This is a genomic window from Variovorax sp. 05N34 (assembly GCF_056397405.1).
In genome coordinates this window covers 1-20055 of sequence record NZ_JBFTNI010000011.1, presented here as the reverse complement: position 1 = coordinate 20055, position 20055 = coordinate 1, and the positions used below count along the sequence as shown (strand labels likewise).

The window sequence follows — 20055 nt, the reverse complement described above, 5'->3', positions numbered from 1 at the left end:
TTGTGGCCGGGGCGTCGGAAGCGTATCGGCACCAAAACGCCGATATCCTTGTAGGACGCCTGAATCGCCCCGCTTGAGCTTGATGACCTCCCCACCTCCCCACGCCCTCAGCATCCGCTACGGCAAGCGATATCGCTGGCTGTTGCTGATCTCAGTCATGGTGGGGGTGATGGCCTCGATCATGTCGTCCACCATCGTGAACGTGGCCATTCCGGGCATGAGCCACCACTTTGCGCTCGGGCAGGAGCGCGCGCAGTGGGTCAGCTCCGGCTTCATGGTGGCGATGACGGTCTCGATGCTGACGACGCCGTGGCTGCTGTCCCGCTACGGCTACCGCCGAACCTATGTCGGGACGATGGTGCTGTTGCTGGCGGGCGGATTGACGGGCGGGCTGGCGAGCAGCTTTTCGCTCGTCCTGCTCGCACGCGTCGCGGAAGGGCTGGCTGCGGGCGTCGTGCAACCGATCCCGGCCATCATCATCCTGCGCGCGTTCGAGCCGCATGAGCAAGGCCGTGCGAGCGGCATCTTCGGCATGGGCGTGGTGCTGGCGCCGGCGATCGGGCCGAGCATCGGCGGCGTGCTGGTGGACCTCTTTGGATGGCGCTCGATCTTTTTCATGGTGGTGCCGTTCTGTATCGCCTCGATCTGGCTGGCCTTCAAGTTCGTGCCGACCACGGCGCCGGGCGGGGTGGCCGCGGAGCGCGGCAGCGGGCTGGACTGGCGAGGCCTGACGCTCGGCACCGTCGGCACGCTGTGCCTGCTGAACGGCTTGGTTGAACTGCGCGGCGACGCCCCACTGCAAGCGGCCGCGCTGCTGGTGGCCGCTGCCGTGTCGTTCGCGGCGTTCCTGGCCTGGCAGGCCCGGCTGGGGGCGAACGGCGGGGCGCCACTGATGAACCTGGCGCTGTTCAAGTACCGGCAGTTCGCCATGGGAAGCATCGTCGCCTTCATCTACGGCACTGCGCTGTTCGGATCGACCTACCTGCTGCCCGTCTATATGCAGGTCGGATTGCAGCTTTCCGCATCGCACGTCGGCACCATCCTCTTGCCCGCCGGCATCGTGCTCGCCCTGACGATTGCCGGCGTAGGCCGGCTCGCCGACCGGCATCCGACCTATCTGCTGGTCAGCATCGGCCTGGTGCTTCTGGCCGCGTCGTTCGCGCTGATGATGGTGCTGCATCTCGACAGCGGGATCTGGCTGCTGGTCGCCTTTGCCATCGTGGGCCGCCTCGGGTTGGGGTTCATCCTTCCGTCGCTCAATCTCGGATCGATGCGCCCGCTCGCAAAGCCGCTGATCCCGCAAGGCGCCAGCGCCATCAACTTTCTGCGCATGCTGGGCGGCGCCGCCGGCGTCAGCCTTTGCGCGATCGTTCTCGAGTGGCGCTTGGCCGCTCATGGCGATTCGCTCAGCAATCCGGTGAGCAGCGCCGCCCGCCTGGCCGCCTTCGACGAGGTATTCGCCATGTTGGCCGCACTTTGCGCATTGGCCATCTGCGCCGCGCTGCAATTGCGCGAAAAAGCTCCCAAGGCGCTGAGCGAGCAGCCGGTGCAGTAAATCGCATGGCCGCGCGGGTAAGCTAGACCCCATGTGCCAGCTCCTGGGAATGAACTGCAACACGCCCACCGACGTGACCTTCAGCTTCACGGGCTTCGCGCAGCGCGGCGGGCGAACCGACCATCACGCGGACGGCTGGGGCATTGCCTTTTTCGAGGATCGCGGGCTGAGGCACTTCGTCGATCACCAGCCGGCCTGCGCGTCACCCGTGGCCGAACTGATCCGGCGCTATCCCATCAAGAGCCGCAATGTCATCGCGCACATCCGCAAGGCGACGCAGGGCGCGGTCAACCTGCAGAACTGCCATCCCTTCGTGCGGGAGCTGTGGGGCCGCTACTGGGTCTTCGCTCACAACGGCGACCTGAAGGATTTCAGGCCCCGCCTGCACGGCAACTTCCATCCCGTTGGCAGCACCGACAGCGAACACGCCTTCTGCTGGATCATGCAAGAGCTTGCCAAGTCCCATGCTGGCGTTCCGAGCGTCAGTGAACTCACGCTCACGCTGCGCGAACTGGCGCCGCGCCTTGCGGCCCATGGCACCTTCAATTTCATGCTCTCGAACGGACAGGCGCTGTGGGCGCACGCATCAACGCATCTCTGGTATGTGGAGCGCAAGCATCCGTTCGTGACGGCAGAGCTGTCGGACGAAGATCTGAGCATCGACTTCGCCGAGCACACGACCCCGAACGATCGCGTCGCGGTCGTGGTGACGGCGCCGCTGACGACCAACGAGACCTGGACGGCTTTTGCGCCGCAGGAGCTGGCGGTGTTCGTGGACGGCCGCCGCAACGGCTGAGGTCGGCGTCCGCGGCTGCGCCGAACTCTTTTTGACATGAAAACAACGTGTCCGGCTCTTTTGGGGCGGGTGGGATCCTTCGTCCGCAAGTCGGCGGAGATAATAATCATTCTCATTTCCGTAGCCAAAAACGAGCCCCCTCATGCTTCCAGTCAGGTTTCCCCTCCGTCCCGCCGCTCTTGCCACCACTCTCGCCCTGCAGGCGCTGATCGCAACCGCGCAAACGACGCCAGCCGCACCGGCCGAATCGGGCGGGACTTTGGCCACGGTGACGGTCGAAGCCAGCGCAGACGCATCGGCTGCCGGCCTGGCCAAGCCGTTCGCCGGCGGGCAGGTCGCGCGCGGTGGACGCTTCGGGGTTCTGGGCACGCTGGACAACATGGATTCGCCCTTCAGCGCGACGAGCTATACGAACGAGCTGATCCAGAACCAGCAAGCACGCAGCGTGGGCGACGTGCTGTTAAACGACCCTTCGGTGCGCGTTGCGCGCGGCTTCGGCAATTTCCAGGAGACGTACTTCATCCGCGGCTTCCTCCTGGGCTCCGACAGCATCGCGTACAACGGCATCTACAGCCTGCTGCCGCGCCAATACATCTCGTCCGAGCTCTTCGAGCGTGTCGAAGTGCTGCGCGGCCCCAGCGCTTTCCTGAACGGCTCGGCGCCCGGTGGAGACGGCATCGGCGGCTCGGTCAACCTGTCGCCCAAGCGAGCGGGCAACGAACCTCTCACGCAGATCACGCTGGGAGGCGCCACGGGCTCGGAGTTCTATGGCGCGGCGGACATTTCGCGCCGCTTCGGACCTGACGACAGCACGGGCATCCGGGTCAACGCCGCGCATCGCGAGGGCGGCACGGGCGTCGACAACGAAGGCGTGAACCTCGACGTCGCATCCGTCGGTCTCGACTGGCGCAGTCGCAATGCGCGCCTTTCCGCCGACGTCGGCTATCAGGATCATCGCCTGAGCCAGACCCGCACCAATGTCACGCTGGCAAGCGGCCTCACCCGCGTGCCGTCACCGCCGGACGCCAAGACCAACTGGGCACAGCCCTGGACCTATTCGAACGAACGCGACACCTTCGGCACGGTGCGCGGCGAGTACGACTTCAGCGACAACGTCACCGGCTGGTTCGCCGCCGGCGCGCGCAGCGGCAGCGAAGCCAATTCGCTCGCCAACATCACCGTCGACAACGCATTCACCGGCGCAGGAACCACGTACCGTTTCGACAATACGGGCGAAGAAGACGTGAAGGCGGGCCAGGTCGGCATTCGCGGCACCGTCAAGACGGGCCCGGTCAAGCACGCGCTGGTCGCGTCGTACGACTACTTCAACTCGGAGCGAAAGAACGCCTATCGCTTCGACTTCCTCAACACGCAGGCGACCAATCTCTACAACCCTGTCTATTCGCCGCTGCCGGCCTTCGGCCCTCTCTCGCTTGGCGGCAACAACCTGGCTTCTCCCGCGCTCACGCAAGAAAAGCGGCTGACGAGCTATGTTCTCGGCGACACCATGTCCTTCATGGATGACACGCTGCTGTTCACCCTGGGCGCACGCCGCCAGACGATCAACGTCGACAACTTCGCATACGACACCGGCGCCGCGGCAGGCGGCAGCGACCAAAGCCATACCAGCCCTGCCGCTGGCGTCGTCTTCAAGTTCAGCAAAGAAGTGTCCGCCTACGCGAACTACGTCGAAAGCCTCGCTCCGGGCGAAACGGCGCCCGCGCAGATCGGCGGGCTTCCCGTGGTCAACGTGGGCCAGACGCTGGACCCCTACGTCGCCAAGCAGCAGGAGATCGGCGTCAAGTACGAAGGCGCCGGCCTCGGCGCCACGGCAGCGCTGTTCTCCATCGAAAAGCCGCGCGCATTGCGCAATTCGGCCGGCCTGTTCGTAGCGGAGGGCCAGGACCGCCACCAAGGTCTCGAATTCACGGTGTTTGGCGAACCGGTCAAGGGCTTTCGCGTCCTTGGCGGGGTGACCTTCCTCGACGCCGTGCAGCGAAACACCGGCGACATCGCGACCAACGGCAACAAGGTCATCGGCGTGCCGGACCAGCAGGGCACCATCGGGCTCGAATGGGACGTGCCGGGCGTGCCCGGCCTGACGCTGGACGGCCGCGTGATCGCCACCGGCGGCAGTTATGCGAACGATCTGAACACGCTGCGCGTGCCCGGCTGGGGCCGCCTGGACCTGGGTGCCCGCTATGTCACGGGCGTCGCCGGCAAACTCGTGACGCTGCGCGCGCGCGTCAACAACGTCGCCAATCGCGACTACTGGGCGTCCGTCGGCGGCTACCCAGGCGCCGGCTACCTGGTGCTGGGCAACCCGCGCACCTTCAGCCTGACCGCTTCCGTCGAGTTCTGATCAGCGAAGGGGCACGGCCATGCGCGCACTCTGGACGGTGGTCCATCGCTGGCTGGGACTGGCGGTCGCGCTCTTCCTGATCGTCGCCGGCCTCACCGGCGCGGTCACCTCGTGGGACCACGAGCTGGACGAGTGGCTCAACAGCGATCTGTATCTGACCGACAGCCAGGGACCGTTCCGCGATCCGATGGCGCTTGCCGCCGCCGTCGAGGCATCGGATCCGCGCGCCAAGGTCTCCTACATTTCGCTCGGCTTCGAGAAAGGTCATACCGCAGGCTACTTTGTCGAGCCGCGCATGGACCCGGCCACGGGCCAGCCCTACTTGCTCGGCTACGACAAGGTCCACGTCGATCCGGTGACGGGTGAGATCAAGGGGCGGCGCGACACGCACGCTGTCTCGCTGTCGCGCGAGAACCTGATGCCCTTCCTTCGCACCGTGCACTACAGCCTGCACATTCCGGCGATGTGGGGCACGGACCGCATCGGCTACTGGATCATGGGCACCGTCGCGCTCGTGTGGCTGCTCGACAGCTTCGTGGCGCTCTACCTGACCATGCCGCGACGCCGGCGTGTTCCGGCGGGCTCCCGTGCACCGCACCATCGCGACGCAGCGACCTGGTGGGCGCGATGGAAGCCCTCTTGGCTGATGCGCTGGCGCGCCGGCGGCTACAAGCTCAATTTCGATCTGCACCGAGCGGGCGGGCTGTGGATCTGGCTGGCGATCATCGTCATCGCCTTCACTTCTTTTTCGCTCAACCTCTACCGCGAAGTTTTTTATCCCGTGCTGTCGCTGGTGTCCAAGACCACACCCGGCCCTTACGAGACGCGCGCGATGGTGCCACTGGGCCAGGAAGTGACGCCGAAGCTCGGCTTTGCCGAGGTGGTGCGCATCGCCGACGCGGAAGCAAGGGCACGCGGATGGACGACGCCGCTCGGCGGCATCTATTACGAGAAGCGCAGCGGCTTCTATAACGTGTCGTTCTTTCAAGCCGACGATGACCACGGCGAGGCCGGCATGGGCCTGAGCAATCTCTACATCGACGCGCAGGACGGCCGCGTGCTGAGCCAGAACCGTCCATGGGAAGGAACTGCGGCCGATATCTTCGTGCAGTTGCAGTTCCCGCTGCACTCGGGACGCATCCTTGGGCTGCCCGGGCGCATTCTCATGTCGTTCATGGGCGTGATGGTGGCGATGCTGTCGGTCACGGGCATCGTCATCTGGGCGCGCAAACGCCGGGCCCGCCTGCTCCAGGCGCAGCTTGGGCATGGAAGGCCGGGCGCACGGCGAGCGGCGACCAAGGCCGCCGGGGCCGCCGACTCGGTCAAGCCTTCTTCAGCTCCGCTTCGAGCGCGTCGATGAACATCGCCGGCACGTCGAAGCCCGTCTGTTCCGTGATCTCCTGAAAGCACGTGGGGCTCGTCACGTTGATCTCGGTCAGCGAGCCGCCGATCACGTCCAGGCCGATCAGCAGCAGTCCGCGCGCGCTCAGCACCGGTCCGATGGCCTCGGCGATCCGGCGGTCCTGATCCGTCAGCGGCTGCGCCACACCCTTGCCACCCGCGGCCAGATTGCCTCGCACTTCGGTGCCCTGAGGAATGCGCGCGAGGCTGTAGGGTACCGCCTGCCCGCCGATCACCAGCACGCGCTTGTCGCCTTGTGAGATTTCGGGCACGAAGCGCTGCACCATGATGGTCTGCGCGCCGTCCTTGTTGAGCGTCTCGATGATCGATCCGAGGTTGAGCGCGTCTGACGTGACGCGGAAGATGCCCATCCCGCCCATGCCGTCGAGCGGCTTCAGGATGATGTCCTTGTGCTCAGCATGAAATGCACGCACCGCGGCTGCATCGCGGGTCACCAGCGTGGGCGTGGTGAACTCTGCGAACTCCATGATCGCGAGCTTTTCCGGGTGATCGCGCAATGCGCGCGGCTTGTTGACGACGAGGGCGCCCTCTCGCTCGGCCTGCTCGAGCAGGTGCGTCGCGTAGATGTATTCGGCGTCGAAGGGCGGGTCCTTGCGCATCAGAACGACGTCGAAGCCGTGCAGCGGGCGCTCTTCAACGGATTCTTCGCGGTACCAGTCGTCCGGCGAGCCGGTCAGTGTGATCGCACGCGCCTTGGCAGTGACCGGCCGGCCGCGCTGCCAGCCCAAGTCGCGCGGTTCGCAGACCGAGATGGCGTGGCCGCGGCGCTGCGCTTCCCGCATCATCGAAAAGGTCGTGTCCTTGTAGATCTTGAACTGGGAGAGCGGATCGGCGACGAAAAGAATGTGCATGTCAGTTGCTCCACTGCGCGACGCGCACGAATTGGCCTTGCCGCGCCGCAGCGGCTGTCTTTGAAGAGAAGGTAGCGACCCGACGAAGTGGGCGAATCTGGGAAAGTGCTGGCATTCAGGAAGTCTTTCGAACGTTGTCGGACTCGATCTTGCGGGCAGCGGCGATGTCCTTGCCCGCGAAAGGTCTGCGCCCCAATTGCTGAATGCCCAGTGCGATCGCCCCGGCTACCACGCCCCAGAAGGCCGAGCCGATGCCAAGCAACGTCACACCCGAGAGCGTGACGAGAAAGGTGATCAGCGCCGCCTCGCGATGCGATTCGTCCTTCACGGCGGCAGCAAGCCCGCCGCCGATCGTGCCGAGGAGCGCCAAGCCGGCGATCGCGGCGACGAGCTCTTTCGGAAACGCCGTCAGCAGCCCCGTGACCGCCGCGCCAAAAAAGCCGATCACCACATAGATCGCGCCGCAACTCACCGCCGCTGTGTAGCGGCGTGCCGGATCTTCGTGCGCCTCGCGCCCCATGCAGATCGCCGCCGTGATGGCGCTGAGATTGAGCGCAAACGCACCGAAAGGCGCCAGAACCAGCGTCGTCAGTCCACTGATCGTGATGAGCTTGGACACTGGCAATTCGTAGCCGGCCGCCCGAATGGCAGCGACGCCCGGGAGATTTTGAGATGCCATCGTCACCACGAACAGCGGCAGCGCGAGGCTGACCACAGCCTGCCAACTGAACACCGGCGTCGTGAACACCGGCATCGCCACGCTGAAATGCACCGCGCCCCAGGCAAGCTCGCCGCGCGCGGCAACGAAAACAATCGCCACCAACAACGTGAGAGGAACCGCATAGCGCGGAAGCACCCGCTTGCCCACCAGATAAGTGCCCAGCATCAGCAGCACCAGCGGCAAAGCCGTCTGCGCTGCCACAAAGGCCTGCAGCCCAAACCGCGCCAGCACCCCCGCCAGCAAGGCAGAAGCCAGCGCCATCGGAATCTTGTTCATCACCCGCTCGAACCATCCGGTGGCGCCCGCAGCCGTCATCAGCACTGCACAAACGATGAACGCCCCCACCGCCTCATTCATCGAGTACCCCGCCCCTGCCACCGCCAGCACGGCCGCCCCTGGCGTGCTCCAGGCAATCATGACCGGCTTCCGCCACCAAAGCGAAGGCGCCGCCGAAGCCAACCCCATCCCAAGCCCCAGCGCCCACATCCACGAAGAAATCATCTCCGGCGTAGCCCCAAACGCCTGCGCAGCCTGAAAAACGATCGCCACCGAACTCGTGAACCCCACGAGCACCGCAACAAACCCCGCAGTAAAAGCCGAAAGACTAAGGTCCTTGAAAAATCGCATGGCAGAGATTGTGCCGGCCCCCGAGCCCATTCCAGAAACACCGCGGAACCGGCTTTGCCGGTCCGCTGGTGTTGCCCCCGGTCAGGGGGTAGGCGAAGCGACACGAAGTGCGCGTAGCCTGGGGGCGAGTCAAATCTCGATTTTCGAGCCCAGCTCCACCACAGCGTTGTTAGGCAACCCAAGGAAGTCCGCAGCGCCGCTGGCGCTGTGATGCATCTGCGCAAAGAGCTTCTCGCGCCATGGGGCCATGCCGCTGCCCAGCGTGGGGATCACCACGTCGCGCGACAGGAAGTAGCTGGTCGTCATCGCCTCCAGCTGGCATCCGCGCAAGCGCGCATGTTCCAGCGCGCGCGGCAGGTCGACGTCGTTCTTGAAACCATAGTGGACGATGATCTGCCAACAGTGATGCCCGAGCGGTTCCATCTCGATGCGCTTGTCCATGGGAATCCAGGGCACCTCGTGGTTGCGCACGGTGACGAACAGGTTCTGGTCGTGCATCACCTTGTTGTGCTTCAGGTTGTGCAGCAGCGCATTCGGCACGACGCCCGGCTCCGCCGTCAGGAACACCGCCGTGCCATCGACGCGCGCCGGCGGACTGACAAACACCGAGTCGAGAAAGCTGCGCAGGTCGATGGCTTCGGCCAACTGCAGCTGACCCATCAGCCGCCGGCCTTCTTTCCAGGTCAACATCAGCATGAAGATCGACCCACCGATCAGCAGCGGGAACCAGCCGCCCTCGAAGAGCTTGAGCAGGTTCGACGCGAAGAACATGAAATCGACCACGAAGAAGGCCCCGGTCGCGCCGATGCACAGGATCAGCGGGTACTTCCATGCATACCGGATAACGAAGAAGGTCAGCACCGTCGTGATCAGCATGTCGGTCGTCACGGCGATGCCGTATGCAGCCGCCAGGTTGCTGGACGAGCGGAACATCAGCACCGCCAGCACGATGGCGACGAACAGGCCCCAGTTGACGAAGGGCATGTAGATCTGCCCGGTGGTGCGCACGCTGGTGTGCTCGATGTTCAGGCGCGGCAGATAGCCAAGCTGGATCACTTGGCGAGTGACGCTGAAGGCGCCCGTGATGAGCGCTTGCGATGCAATCACCGTGGCCGCCGTTGCAAGAAAGACCAGCGGCAACAGCGCCCATTCGGGCGCCATCATGAAGAAGGGGTTCTTCACCGCTTCGGGGTTCTCGAGCAGCAGGGCGCCCTGTCCGAAGTAATTGAGCGTGAGCGCCGGCATCACGACCGAGAACCATGCGACGCGAATCGGCCGCTTGCCGAAGTGCCCGAGATCGGCGTAAAGCGCCTCGGCCCCGGTCACGCAGAGCACCGTGGCGCCCAGGATGATGAAGCTGGTGAGCGGATTGCCCCACATGAAGCGCAGCGCATAGTGCGGGCTCATCGCCTTGAGGATCTCGGGGTGGGTCACGATCTGCGACACGCCGAGCAGCGCGATCGCCAGGAACCACGTCAACGTGATCGGCCCGAAAAACCGGCCGATGCCTGCGGTGCCGCGCTTCTGCACCGCGAACAGGCAGAACAGCACGACGAGGGTGATCGGGATCACATAGTGCCGGAACTCGGGCGACACGACCTCCAGGCCCTCGACCGCCGAGAGCACCGAGATGGCCGGGGTGATGACGCCATCGCCATAGAAGAGCGAAGTGCCGAAGATGCCGACCACCAGCAGCACGCTGCGCAGCCGCGGTTTGTCGACCACCGCCTGCGATGCCAGCGCCAGCATCGCGACCAGCCCGCCTTCGCCTTCGTTGTCGGCCCTGAGCACGAGGACCACGTACTTGATCGAGACGATGACGGTCAGGGTCCAGAAGAACATCGACAGGATGCCGTAGACGTTCTCGATGGTGAAAGGGACGTGGCCGTGGCCGAAGACCTCCTTGACCGCATAGAGAACGCTGGTGCCGATATCGCCGTAGACGACGCCGATCGCAGCGAGGATCAACGCAAGGGAGGAGGATTTTGGGGCGGACACGAAGTCGATGCAGAGGGCGTTGGGGTGCTGCACCCGTGCGCGCCAGCGACGTTGATGGTCGCCGGTCGCCTCCGCCCTCGTTTTGCGTTGCTATGGGGTCGCTATTTTGCCGCCGCCGCAGGGGCCTGCAATATGTACTCCGAAATCATTCATATATTTCGGCGTCGGGGTTCGTGGCCTCGAGTTCGTAGCTCGCCGCGACCATCGCCAAGCGCCCGATCACCCCGTACATGTAGAAGCGGTTGGGTGCGCTGGCGCCGGGCTTTGCCCCCGGTTGCGGTAAGTGCGCACTCTCCGAAAAGGCAAGCGGCACGAAGCTCGCGCCCGGCAGCTTGAGGTTTTCGTCGGGATTGCGCTCTGCATGAACACGGTAGAAGCCGCCGACCACGTAGCGGTCCATCATGTAGACGACCGGCTCGGCGACGCCGTCATGCACGCGTTCGTTCGTGAGCACACCTTCCTGCACGATCAGTTCGCTCGGCTCCTGCCCTTCCTTGGCCGAGCCGGTCTTGCTGCGCGACTTGCGGGCGAGCGCTTCGATTTCCTTGGCATCGCGCACCGTCACGACGCCCAAGCCGTCTCTTCCGTTGTCGGACTTGACGATCACGAAGGGCTTCTCGTTGATGCCGTATTCCTTGTACTTGCGGCGAATCTTGGTCAGAAGCGCGTCCGCGTGGCTGGTCAGTACGTCAACGCCCTGGCCGGTCGAGAGATTGATTTCGCCCGCCTTGGCGAACATCGGATTGATCAGCCACGGATCGATGCCCAGCAACTTGCCGAAGCGCTTGGACACTTCTTCATAGCTGTGAAGATGATTGCTCTTGCGCCGCACCGACCAGCCGGCGTGCAGCGGCGGCAACAGGTACTGCTCGTGCAGGTCTTCGAGAATGCCCGGCGTGCCGGCGATAAGGTCGTTGTTGAGCAGGATCGTGCAGGGATCGAAATGCTTGAGCCCGAGACGGCGCTTGCTGCGAACGACCGGCTCCAGGCACACCGTCTCCCCGTTCGGAAGCTCGATCTTCTTGGGCGACTTGATGGCTGGGTCAATCGAGCCGACCCGGACATTGAGCCCAGCCATGTGGAAGATGCGTACGAGTTGAGCAACATTCGCCAGATAGAAGGTGTTGCGCGAATGGTTCTCGGGGATCACGAGCAGGTTGCGCGCTTCGGGGCAGATTTTCTCGATGGCTGCCTGCGCCGCCTGCACGGCCAGCGGCAGCATCTCCTGCGTCAGGTTGTTCCAGCCGCGCGGAAACAGGTTGGTGTCGACCGGCGCCAGCTTGAAGCCGGCGTTCCGAATGTCCACCGAGCTGTAGAACGGCGGCGTGTGCTCCATCCATTCGAGTCGAAACCAGCGCTCGATGGCCGGGGTTGAATCGAGAATGCGTTGCTCGAGTTCGTTGATCGGGCCGTTCAGGGCGGTGACGAGATGGGGGACCATGCGGCGGCCTTCTTTGATTTGCAGCTTGAGCTAAGAGCGAATTGTAGATTTGGGGCCCAATGCCCCAATGACAACCCATCCCGCCCCGGGAACCAGACCAGAAACACCGCGGAACCGGCTTTGCCGGGCGCGAGCCTGGGGGTCAGCTTCTGGTCTCGCCTTGGCCCAGCACCACGTATTTGAGGGACGTCAGCCCCTCGATTCCTACCGGCCCGCGAGCATGGAACTTGTCGGTGCTGATGCCGATTTCAGCGCCGAGTCCGAACTCGAAACCATCTGCGAATCGCGTGCTGGCGTTAACCATCACGGTGGCCGAATCCACTTCGCGGAGGAAGCGCTGTGCGTTCATGTGGTCGCGCGTGACGATCGCGTCGGTGTGATGGCTCGAATAGTGATTGATATGCGCAATCGCCTCGTCGACGTCCTCGACGACCTTGATGCTGATCACTGGGGCGAGGTATTCCTCCGACCAATCCGATTCGACCGCATCCACTACGGCCTTCCCACTCGTCTCCAGGCTTTCCCGCAGGATCCGCGCGGCGGCAGGGTCGCATCGCATCTCGACGCCCTTGGCCGCGAAAATGGCGCCGATCTCGGGCAGGAAGGCGTCGGCGATCGATGCCGCCACCAGGAGGCCCTCAGCGGCATTGCAGGGGCTGTACTTCTGCGTCTTGGCGTTGTCGACGATCTTCACGGCCATGTCGAGTTCGGCTGTGTCGTCGACGTAGACGTGGCAATTGCCGTCCAGATGCTTGATCACCGGCACCTTGGCATCGCGGCTGATGCGCTCGATCAGCCCCTTGCCGCCGCGCGGGATGATCACGTCGACGAATTCGGGCATCGCGATCAACTGGCCGACGGCTTCGCGGTCAGTGGTCTGCACGAGCTGGACGGCCTCGGCAGGCAGGCCCGCCTCGGCAAGCGAATCGGCGACGAGCAAAGCCAGCGCCTTGTTCGATTCAATGGCCTCCGAACCTCCCCGGAGGATCGCGGAGTTGCCGCTCTTGATCGCCAGGCTCGCCGCCTCGATGGTCACGTTCGGACGGCTCTCGTAGATCATGCCGAACACGCCGATCGGCACGCGCATCTGGCCGACGCGGATGCCGCTGGGCTGCTGCTTCATCCCGATCACTTCGCCGATCACGTCGGGCATGGCTGCCAGTTGCTCGCAGCCCAGGGCGACGGTCTCGATCACCTTTGGCGTCAGCTTGAGCCGGTCAACCATGGGTGCAGAAAGGCCGGCGCCTTCGGCGCGGGAGAGATCCTTGGAATTGGCTTCGGCGAGCACGCCGCCAGCAGCGCGCAAACGGCGCGCCAAAGCCTTCAGAGCCTTGTTCTTGGTGGCGGCGTCCGCGCGCGCCATCAGGGTCGAGGCGTGCTTGGCCTGCGCACCCAGGGCCCGCACGTAGTCGGGGACATTCAGCATGTTCATTTGAGGATTGTGCCGCGCCCATGAAGAGCAATGGGCATGAAGGGACGAGTCCGCACCATTCCTGTGCGCTTATGGATTTGCGCACGCGCGGCAAAGCATCAGCGCCAGCCGCTGGAGGGCTTGCCAGCCGTCCGCCGGCCAGTCCGGCTGCTTCAGTCCCTTGACGATGCCGTCGACCACGTGCGCTGCACGCAGCAGACGCGTCAGCGCGCGATCATCGACCCGCGGCAACACGCGCTCGAAAGCTCGCTCGCGCGGACCCCAGATCCGGTTTTCGCGCAGCGCCATGGGCAAGGGCCGTCCGGCGGCCATGGCGTCTTTCACCCGCTTCAGCGCGCGGATGTCCTCTGCAAGCGTGTAGTGGACCAGCACCTCGGCCTCGCCTTCGGCCTGCAATCCCTCGAGCATCCGCGCGACGCGCTGCGGATTGCCGGCCAGCACGGCTTCAGACAGCTTGAACACGTCATAGCGCGCGACGTTGTTCACCGCACCTTCGACCTGCTCCCAACTCAATTCGCCCTCGGGGTAGAGCAGCGCCAGTTTCTGGATTTCCTGATGCGCCGCGAGCAGATTGCCTTCCACCCGATCGGCAAAGAACTGCAACGTCCGCTGACCCTCTTCCCCGCTCTTGACCCGCTGCCCCTGCTGCGCAAGCCGCTGCGCGATCCATTGCGGCAAAGCGGCCCGCTCGATCGTCTCGATCTGCAGGCTGACCCCGTTGTTCTCCAGAGCCGAGAACCAGGCGCCCGTCCGCGTCGCCTTGTCCAGACGAGGCAGCATCACCAAAGTAAGAGTGCTGTCATTCGCTTGCGCTGCTTCCGCGATCTGCTGAAGGGCCGCACTGCCGTCCTTGCCCGGCTTCCCCGAAGGAATGCGTATTTCGACAATCTGCCGATCCGCAAAAAGGCTCAACGAGCCTCCCGCCGCCAGCACCGCGCTCCAATCGAAATGCGCCCCAGCCACCGTATAGGCGCTCCGCTCCGTGTATCCCCGCACCCGAGCCGCCGCCCGAATGGCGTCCGCAGCCTCCTGAGCCAGCAATGCCTCGTCCCCATGAATGACGTAGAGCGGCGCCACCCGCTGAGCCAGATGCCCCAAAAGCTGCGCGCTGGTCAGTTGCATATCCAAGAGCAAAGTGAAGCGAGCCGATCCCGCAGAACACCGCGGAACCGGCTTTGCCGGGCCGCTGGTGTTGCCCCCCGCGGGGGGTAGGCGAAGCGACACGCAGTGCGCGCAGCCTGGGGGGTCATATCTGTCTAGCTGCAGCGAGACGCCGAAGAAGCTGCTGAGCAATATCCGTCTGCATGTCCCGGTACAGCAGTTCGGTTTCCGATTCTTTCGCCAGCGCCACGGTTTCGTTGTAGGTGATGTCGCGCGACTGCTGGATCTCGGACGGTGGCAGCAATTCCTTGCCGCCCTTTCCGCGCAACCTGAAGCGCACCCTCAGGACCAGTTGCATCTCCCGCACCTGGCCCGCCGAGTTGGTCGAGATCACGACGTTCTCGCGGTTCTCCGCCAGGATGTCGAGCACGGCCTCGGCTTTCTCTGCCTGGTCGGCCGGCAGCACCTCGACGGTTCCGGTCGCTCGAAGATTGCGACGCACGTAATTGGCAAACGGCGTGGTGCTCGGCACCACGGCGATGGTCTTGAACGAAAAGGTCGGCGCCTTGCGCAGCTCGAATCCGCATCCGGCCAGCACGAACACGGCCGAAGCAGCCGCGAGGAAGCCGCGGCGCGGCAAAACGTGTCGCGGGGTCATGCCGCTCATATCACCACGTTCACGAGCCGCCCCGGCACGACGATGACCCGCTTGGCAGGCGCGCCCTCCGCATGCTTGACGAAGATCTCGCTGGCAAGCGCGAGCTTCTCGATTTCCGGCTTCGTGGCCGTTGCAGGAACATGCAGCGATCCCCGGAGCTTTCCGTTGATTTGCAGCATCAGTTCGATTTCGTCCTGCTCCAGCGCAACGACGTCGACCGCCGGCCAAGGCGCGTCGAGAAGATCGCCCATGTCCTTGTCGTAGCCAAGCTCGTGCCAGAGCTGGTGCGCGATGTGCGGCGTCGCCGGATAGAGGCAGCGCAACAGGATGCCCATGCCTTCGCGCACTGCCGCGCGGTCGCCGGCGTCCGCAGCCTCGGGCTTGAACCCTTCGAGCGCGTTGAGCAGCTTCATCGAGCCCGACACCACCGTGTTGTATTGCATGCGCTGGTAGTCGTAGTCGATCTGGCGCAGCACCGTGTGCACTTCGCGTCGCAATTCCTTGGCACCCTTGCCGAAGACCGGTGCCTTTTCCTTTTTGCCGGTCGCGGCGGCGGGCTCCGCGCCCTGAAGCGCCACGCCAAAATTCCAGACTCGACGCAGGAAGCGATAGCTGCCCTCGACTGCCGCGTCGTTCCATTCGAGCGTCGCTTCGGGCGGCGCCGTGAACATCGTGTACAGGCGCGCGGTGTCAGCGCCGTATTTTTCGATCAGGTCCTGAGGATCGACGCCGTTGCGCTCGGTCTTGCCCATCTTGCCCACGCCGCCGTATTCCAGCTTCGTGCCGTCAGCCAGCGTGCCGCCGGTGATGCGGCCCTGCGCGTCGAGCACCGGCGTCACGTCGGAAGGCGGGAAGTAGTCCTTGCCGCCCTTCTCGCCGCGCGTATAAAAGATGTGGTTGAGCACCATGCCCTGCGTGAGCAGCTTGCTGAAAGGCTCGTCGACCTTGACGAGCCCCAGGTCGCGCATCACCTTGGTCCAGAAGCGCGCATAGAGCAGGTGCAGGATCGCGTGCTCGATGCCGCCGATGTACTGGTCCATCGGCATCCAGTACTTCGCGCCCTCGGCCACCATGGCGTCGTCGTTCTTCGGATCGCAGTAGCGCATGAAGTACCACGAGCTGTCGACGAAGGTGTCCATCGTGTCGGTTTCGCGCCGCGCGGCCTTGCCGCAGACCGGACACACGACGCCGGCATGGAAGCCTTCGTGCTTGGCGAGCGGATTGCCCGATCCGTCCGGCACGCAGTCCGTCGGCAAGACCACCGGCAGATCTTGCTCGGGCACCGGCACGGCGCCGTGCTCTTCGCAATGGATGATCGGGATCGGCGTGCCCCAGTAGCGCTGGCGGCTCACGCCCCAGTCGCGCAGTCGCCAGGTGGTTTGAAGGGCGCCCAGTCCCTTCTGCTCGAGCGCGTGCGCCACGGCCTTGACGGCCTCGATGTGCGACATGCCGCTGAAGTTGTCCGAATTGATGGTGACGCCGCGCTGCTTGTCGGCGTACCAGTCCTGCCATCGGTGGTAGTCGAAATGCGGCTCGTCGTCGACCAGGACGACCTGGATGATCTCGATGCCGTATTTGTTGGCGAACGCGAAATCGCGCTCGTCGTGCGCGGGGACGCCCATCACCGCGCCGTCGCCATAGCTGATCAGCACATAGTTGCCGACCCAGAGCGGAACCTCTTCATCGGTGAGCGGGTGCGTGACGGTCAGGCCGGTCGGTACGCCCTTTTTTTCCTGGGTGGCGAGTTCGGCCTCGGTGGTGCCGCCGCTCTTGCACTCTTCGATGAAGGCGGCGAGCTCGGGATTGTTCTTGGCGGCGTGCAGCGCCAGCGGGTGCTCCGGCGCGACGGCGCAGAAAGTGACGCCCATGATGGTGTCGGCGCGCGTCGTGAAGACGTACATGCGGCCGCCCTGGATCAACTGGCCCTTCTCGTCCTTGATCTTGTGCTTGAACGCGAAGCGCACGCCTTCGCTCTTGCCGATCCAGTTTTCCTGCATCAGCTTGACGCGCTCCGGCCAGCCAGGGAGCTTGTTCTGCGTGTGCTCCAGCAGTTCCTCGGCGTAGTCGCTGATCTTGAGGTAGTAGCCCGGGATCTCGCGCCGCTCGACCGTGGCGCCGGTGCGCCAGCCCTTGCCGTCGATCACCTGTTCGTTGGCAAGCACCGTCTGGTCGACCGGGTCCCAATTGACGACTTGCGTCTTGCGATAGGCGATGCCTTTTTCGAGCATCTTGAGGAACAGCCACTGGTTCCACTTGTAGTAGCTCGGATCGCACGTCGCGATCTCGCGGCTCCAGTCGATCGCCAGGCCCATCGCCTGGAGCTGGGTCTTCATGTAGCCGATGTTCTCGTACGTCCACTGCGCGGGCGGCACGCCGTTCTTGAGCGCAGCGTTTTCGGCCGGCAGGCCGAAGGCGTCCCAGCCCATCGGCATCAGGACGTTGTAGCCGCTCATGCGCAGGTAGCGCGTGAGCATGTCGTTGATGGTGTAGTTGCGCACGTGGCCCATGTGCAGCTTGCCGCTGGGGTACGGCAGCATCGAGCAGGCGTAGTACTTCTTTTTGCGCGCGTCCTCGGTCACGCGATAGGCGTCGGCAGCGGTCCAGTAGGCCTGGGCTGCGGACTCGACGTCACTGGGTTTGTAGCTGGGATTCATTAGGCTTGGGCAAGGCCGGCGCCAGGCGGCCGGGGAAGGCGGATTATCGCGGCTAGAGGCATGGCGCACTTCTCGCGTGCCACAATGATTTACGAACCGGAGAGCCGCTCCATGACACCTGATGCCGAAGTCGGTGCGTTGATGCGTGCCGAGCATGGCGACCCCTTCGCCGTCCTCGGTCCGCACCAGACGGACGAGGGGCTCGAGATTCGCGCGCTGTTGCCGGGCGCGAAGTTCGTGACGGTCATGCAGTCGGGCTCAGGCTGGCCGCTGGCGGAACTGGTCCGGCAGGGCGGCAGCGATCTGTTCGCCGGGCTCGTTCCTGCATCGGAAGCCCGGCTCGGCTATCGCTTTCACATCGACTGGGGCGGGCACACCTCGCTGCTCGAAGACCCCTATCGATTTCCGCCCGTCCTGGGCGAAACGGACGTCTGGCTGCTGGCGGAAGGCACGCATTTGCGGCCTTTCGAGCAACTCGGCGCCCATTTGCGCGAAATGGATGGCGTGCGCGGCGTCGCTTTCGCGGTGTGGGCGCCGAACGCGCGCCGCGTTTCGGTGGTGGGCGATTTCAACCAATGGGATGGGCGTCGCCACATGATGCGGTTCCGGCGCGAATGCGGCGTATGGGAGATCTTCGCGCCCCATGTCGCGCCGGGCGACAGCTACGAATTCGAAATCCTGTCGGCCCACGGCCATGTGCTGCGCAAGGCCGATCCCTTTGCATTCTCTGCGCGCCTGCGCCCCGACACCGCCTGCGTCGTTCAGCCGCTGCCGCCGCCCGCCAAAGTGCCGATCGTCCGCGCCCAGGCCAATGCGCGCAACGCGCCCATCAGCATCTACGAGGTGCACATGGGCTCCTGGCGGCGCAAGAACGGCCACGAATGGCTCGACTACCGCGAGCTGGCCGAAACGCTGGTGCCCTACGTACACGACATGGGCTTTACCCACATCGAGCTCTTGCCGATCAGCGAGCATCCGTTCGACGGTTCATGGGGCTATCAGCCGATCGGCTTGTACGCGCCGACGTCGCGCTTTGGGACGCCCGGTGATTTCCGCGCCTTCGTCGAAGCGGCACATGCGGCCGGACTCGGCGTGATCCTCGATTGGGTGCCCGCGCATTTTCCGACCGACTCGCACGGCCTCGGCACCTTCGACGGAACCGCGCTGTACGAATACGCCGATCCGCGCGAGGGCTTTCATAACGATTGGCAGACGCTCATCTTCAATTACGCGCGAACGGAGGTGCGCAACTACCTTGTCGGCAACGCGTTGTATTGGCTGGAGCGTTATGGCGTGGACGGCTTGCGTGTGGATGCAGTGGCTTCGATGCTCTACCGCGACTACAGCCGCGAACCCGGCGAATGGGTGCCCAACGCACAGGGCGGCCGCGAGAATCTCGAAGCCATCGACTTCCTGCGCCGCATGAACCATGTCGTGGGCGTCGAGCGGCCCGGCACCGCGACCATTGCCGAGGAATCGACCAGCTTCCCGGGCGTGACGCGTCCTCCCGAGAGTGGCGGCCTTGGTTTTCACTACAAGTGGAATATGGGGTGGATGAACGACACGCTGGCCTATGCCGGGACTGACCCTGTCTTTCGTAAGTTCCACCATCGGCTCATTACCTTCGGGCTGATGTATGCGCATTCGGAGAACTTCGTCTTGCCGCTGTCGCACGACGAAGTGGTGCATGGCAAGGGCTCGATGATCGGCCGCATGCCGGGCGATGTCTGGCAGAAGTTTGCTGGGCTGCGCAATCTGTACGGCTACCTGTGGGCTTATCCGGGGAAGAAGCTGCTCTTCATGGGGGGCGAGTTTGCGCAATGGGCCGAGTGGAATGCCGATCGCGGGCTGGATTGGCACCTGCTGGAGCAGGCTTCTCATCAAGGGGTTCGGAGGCTGGTGAAGGACCTGAACAACGTGTACCGGCACTTTGGTGCGCTGCATGAGCTGGACTGCGAGGCGCGGGGGTTTGAGTGGCTCTGTCATGACGACGTGGAGCAGTCGGTGTTTGCGTTTTTGCGGCGGGATGCGCAAGGGGGGTTCGTGGTGGTGGTTTGCAACTTCACGCCGGAAGTTCGGTATGGGTATCGGGTGGGGGTGCCTTTGGCTGGGGTTTATCGGGAGATTATTAATACCGATAACTTGATTTATGGGGGGAGTGGGGTGGGGAATGGGGTTGTGAGTAGTGAAGCTGTTGGGTGGCATGGGCAGGGGGAGTCTGTTGTTCTGACTTTGCCTCCTCTGGGGACTGTGATGTGGGTGTTGGGGTGAGGGGGTTTGGTGAGGGGGTTGGCCGGGACTCGCCCCGGCGGGCGACTTACTTTTCTTTGGGTCGCCAAAGAAAAGTAAGCAAAAGAAAGGCGACCCCACTGTGCGCGTCCCTGCGCTTCGCTTCGGGCAACCTGCGGTGCTCGCTTCAGGCGGGGTCCGCGCGAAA

General features: G+C 64.3%; 13 protein-coding genes. 5 read left to right on the top strand and 8 right to left on the bottom strand.

The window, feature by feature from the left end:
• Nucleotides 1-82 precede the first annotated feature (82 nt).
• The 4 genes from AC1DMA_RS25825 to AC1DMA_RS25810 all read left to right on the top strand — a co-directional run bounded on the left by AC1DMA_RS25825 (nucleotide 83) and on the right by AC1DMA_RS25810 (nucleotide 6073).
• Nucleotides 83-1555 (top strand): DHA2 family efflux MFS transporter permease subunit, encoded by a 1473-nt coding sequence (locus AC1DMA_RS25825; RefSeq protein WP_478128594.1) that lies wholly within the window; start codon nucleotides 83-85, stop codon nucleotides 1553-1555.
• Nucleotides 1556-1586: 31 nt separating this feature from the next.
• Nucleotides 1587-2351 (top strand): class II glutamine amidotransferase, encoded by a 765-nt coding sequence (locus AC1DMA_RS25820; protein WP_478145897.1) that lies wholly within the window; start codon nucleotides 1587-1589, stop codon nucleotides 2349-2351.
• A gap of 142 nt (nucleotides 2352-2493) precedes the next feature.
• A complete protein-coding gene (locus tag AC1DMA_RS25815) occupies nucleotides 2494-4713 on the top strand; it encodes a TonB-dependent receptor (RefSeq protein ID WP_478145896.1) in 2220 nt (739 codons plus the stop codon).
• A gap of 19 nt (nucleotides 4714-4732) precedes the next feature.
• Nucleotides 4733-6073 (top strand): PepSY-associated TM helix domain-containing protein, encoded by a 1341-nt coding sequence (locus tag AC1DMA_RS25810; RefSeq protein WP_478145895.1) that lies wholly within the window; start codon nucleotides 4733-4735, stop codon nucleotides 6071-6073.
• Here the strand turns inward: AC1DMA_RS25810 and gshB are convergent.
• The 8 genes from gshB to leuS all read right to left on the bottom strand — a co-directional run bounded on the left by gshB (nucleotide 6036) and on the right by leuS (nucleotide 17618).
• The gene (gene gshB, locus AC1DMA_RS25805; RefSeq protein WP_478145894.1) at nucleotides 6036-6986 is read right to left on the bottom strand and encodes a glutathione synthase; all 951 of its coding nucleotides are present in this window, start codon (nucleotides 6984-6986) and stop codon (nucleotides 6036-6038) included. The two genes, AC1DMA_RS25810 and gshB, sit on opposite strands and share 38 nt — an antisense overlap.
• 115 nt (nucleotides 6987-7101) lie before the next feature.
• Entirely contained in the window at nucleotides 7102-8334 is a 1233-nt protein-coding gene (locus tag AC1DMA_RS25800; RefSeq protein ID WP_478145893.1) for a benzoate/H(+) symporter BenE family transporter, read from the bottom strand.
• Nucleotides 8335-8463: 129 nt separating this feature from the next.
• Entirely contained in the window at nucleotides 8464-10332 is a 1869-nt protein-coding gene (locus tag AC1DMA_RS25795; protein ID WP_478128588.1) for a potassium transporter Kup, read from the bottom strand.
• Nucleotides 10333-10477: 145 nt separating this feature from the next.
• Nucleotides 10478-11773, bottom strand: coding sequence for a glutamate--cysteine ligase (gene gshA / locus AC1DMA_RS25790; protein WP_478128587.1), 1296 nt, complete (start codon nucleotides 11771-11773; stop codon nucleotides 10478-10480).
• 142 nt (nucleotides 11774-11915) lie between these two features.
• A complete protein-coding gene (locus AC1DMA_RS25785) occupies nucleotides 11916-13205 on the bottom strand; it encodes a glutamate-5-semialdehyde dehydrogenase (protein WP_478145892.1) in 1290 nt (429 codons plus the stop codon).
• A gap of 69 nt (nucleotides 13206-13274) precedes the next feature.
• Nucleotides 13275-14327, bottom strand: a complete 1053-nt coding sequence (gene holA / locus AC1DMA_RS25780) for a DNA polymerase III subunit delta (protein WP_478145891.1) — start codon at nucleotides 14325-14327, stop codon at nucleotides 13275-13277.
• 124 nt (nucleotides 14328-14451) lie between these two features.
• Complete coding sequence (locus tag AC1DMA_RS25775) at nucleotides 14452-14964, bottom strand: LPS-assembly lipoprotein LptE (RefSeq protein ID WP_478128584.1); 513 nt, start codon at nucleotides 14962-14964, stop codon at nucleotides 14452-14454.
• 5 nt (nucleotides 14965-14969) lie between these two features.
• Complete coding sequence (gene leuS, locus AC1DMA_RS25770) at nucleotides 14970-17618, bottom strand: leucine--tRNA ligase (RefSeq protein ID WP_478128583.1); 2649 nt, start codon at nucleotides 17616-17618, stop codon at nucleotides 14970-14972.
• A 111-nt stretch (nucleotides 17619-17729) separates the two neighbouring features.
• On the opposite strand from leuS, the gene glgB reads away from it, so the two are divergent.
• Nucleotides 17730-19889, top strand: a complete 2160-nt coding sequence (gene glgB, locus AC1DMA_RS25765) for a 1,4-alpha-glucan branching protein GlgB (RefSeq protein WP_478145890.1) — start codon at nucleotides 17730-17732, stop codon at nucleotides 19887-19889.
• Nucleotides 19890-20055 lie beyond the last annotated feature (166 nt).

What these genes read in the sequence shown, in the direction of transcription:
- AC1DMA_RS25815 (WP_478145896.1), top strand. Translation starts at nt 2,494, where the DNA reads ATGCTTCCAGTCAGGTTTCCCCTCCGTCCCGCCGCTCTTGCCACCACT.
- AC1DMA_RS25785 (WP_478145892.1), bottom strand. Translation starts at nt 13,205, where the DNA reads ATGAACATGCTGAATGTCCCCGACTACGTGCGGGCCCTGGGTGCGCAG.
- AC1DMA_RS25775 (WP_478128584.1), bottom strand. Translation starts at nt 14,964, where the DNA reads ATGACCCCGCGACACGTTTTGCCGCGCCGCGGCTTCCTCGCGGCTGCT.
- holA (WP_478145891.1), bottom strand. Translation starts at nt 14,327, where the DNA reads ATGCAACTGACCAGCGCGCAGCTTTTGGGGCATCTGGCTCAGCGGGTG.
- AC1DMA_RS25820 (WP_478145897.1), top strand. Translation starts at nt 1,587, where the DNA reads ATGTGCCAGCTCCTGGGAATGAACTGCAACACGCCCACCGACGTGACC.
- gshA (WP_478128587.1), bottom strand. Translation starts at nt 11,773, where the DNA reads ATGGTCCCCCATCTCGTCACCGCCCTGAACGGCCCGATCAACGAACTC.
- AC1DMA_RS25825 (WP_478128594.1), top strand. Translation starts at nt 83, where the DNA reads ATGACCTCCCCACCTCCCCACGCCCTCAGCATCCGCTACGGCAAGCGA.
- gshB (WP_478145894.1), bottom strand. Translation starts at nt 6,986, where the DNA reads ATGCACATTCTTTTCGTCGCCGATCCGCTCTCCCAGTTCAAGATCTAC.
- glgB (WP_478145890.1), top strand. Translation starts at nt 17,730, where the DNA reads ATGACACCTGATGCCGAAGTCGGTGCGTTGATGCGTGCCGAGCATGGC.
- leuS (WP_478128583.1), bottom strand. Translation starts at nt 17,618, where the DNA reads ATGAATCCCAGCTACAAACCCAGTGACGTCGAGTCCGCAGCCCAGGCC.
- AC1DMA_RS25810 (WP_478145895.1), top strand. Translation starts at nt 4,733, where the DNA reads ATGCGCGCACTCTGGACGGTGGTCCATCGCTGGCTGGGACTGGCGGTC.
- AC1DMA_RS25800 (WP_478145893.1), bottom strand. Translation starts at nt 8,334, where the DNA reads ATGCGATTTTTCAAGGACCTTAGTCTTTCGGCTTTTACTGCGGGGTTT.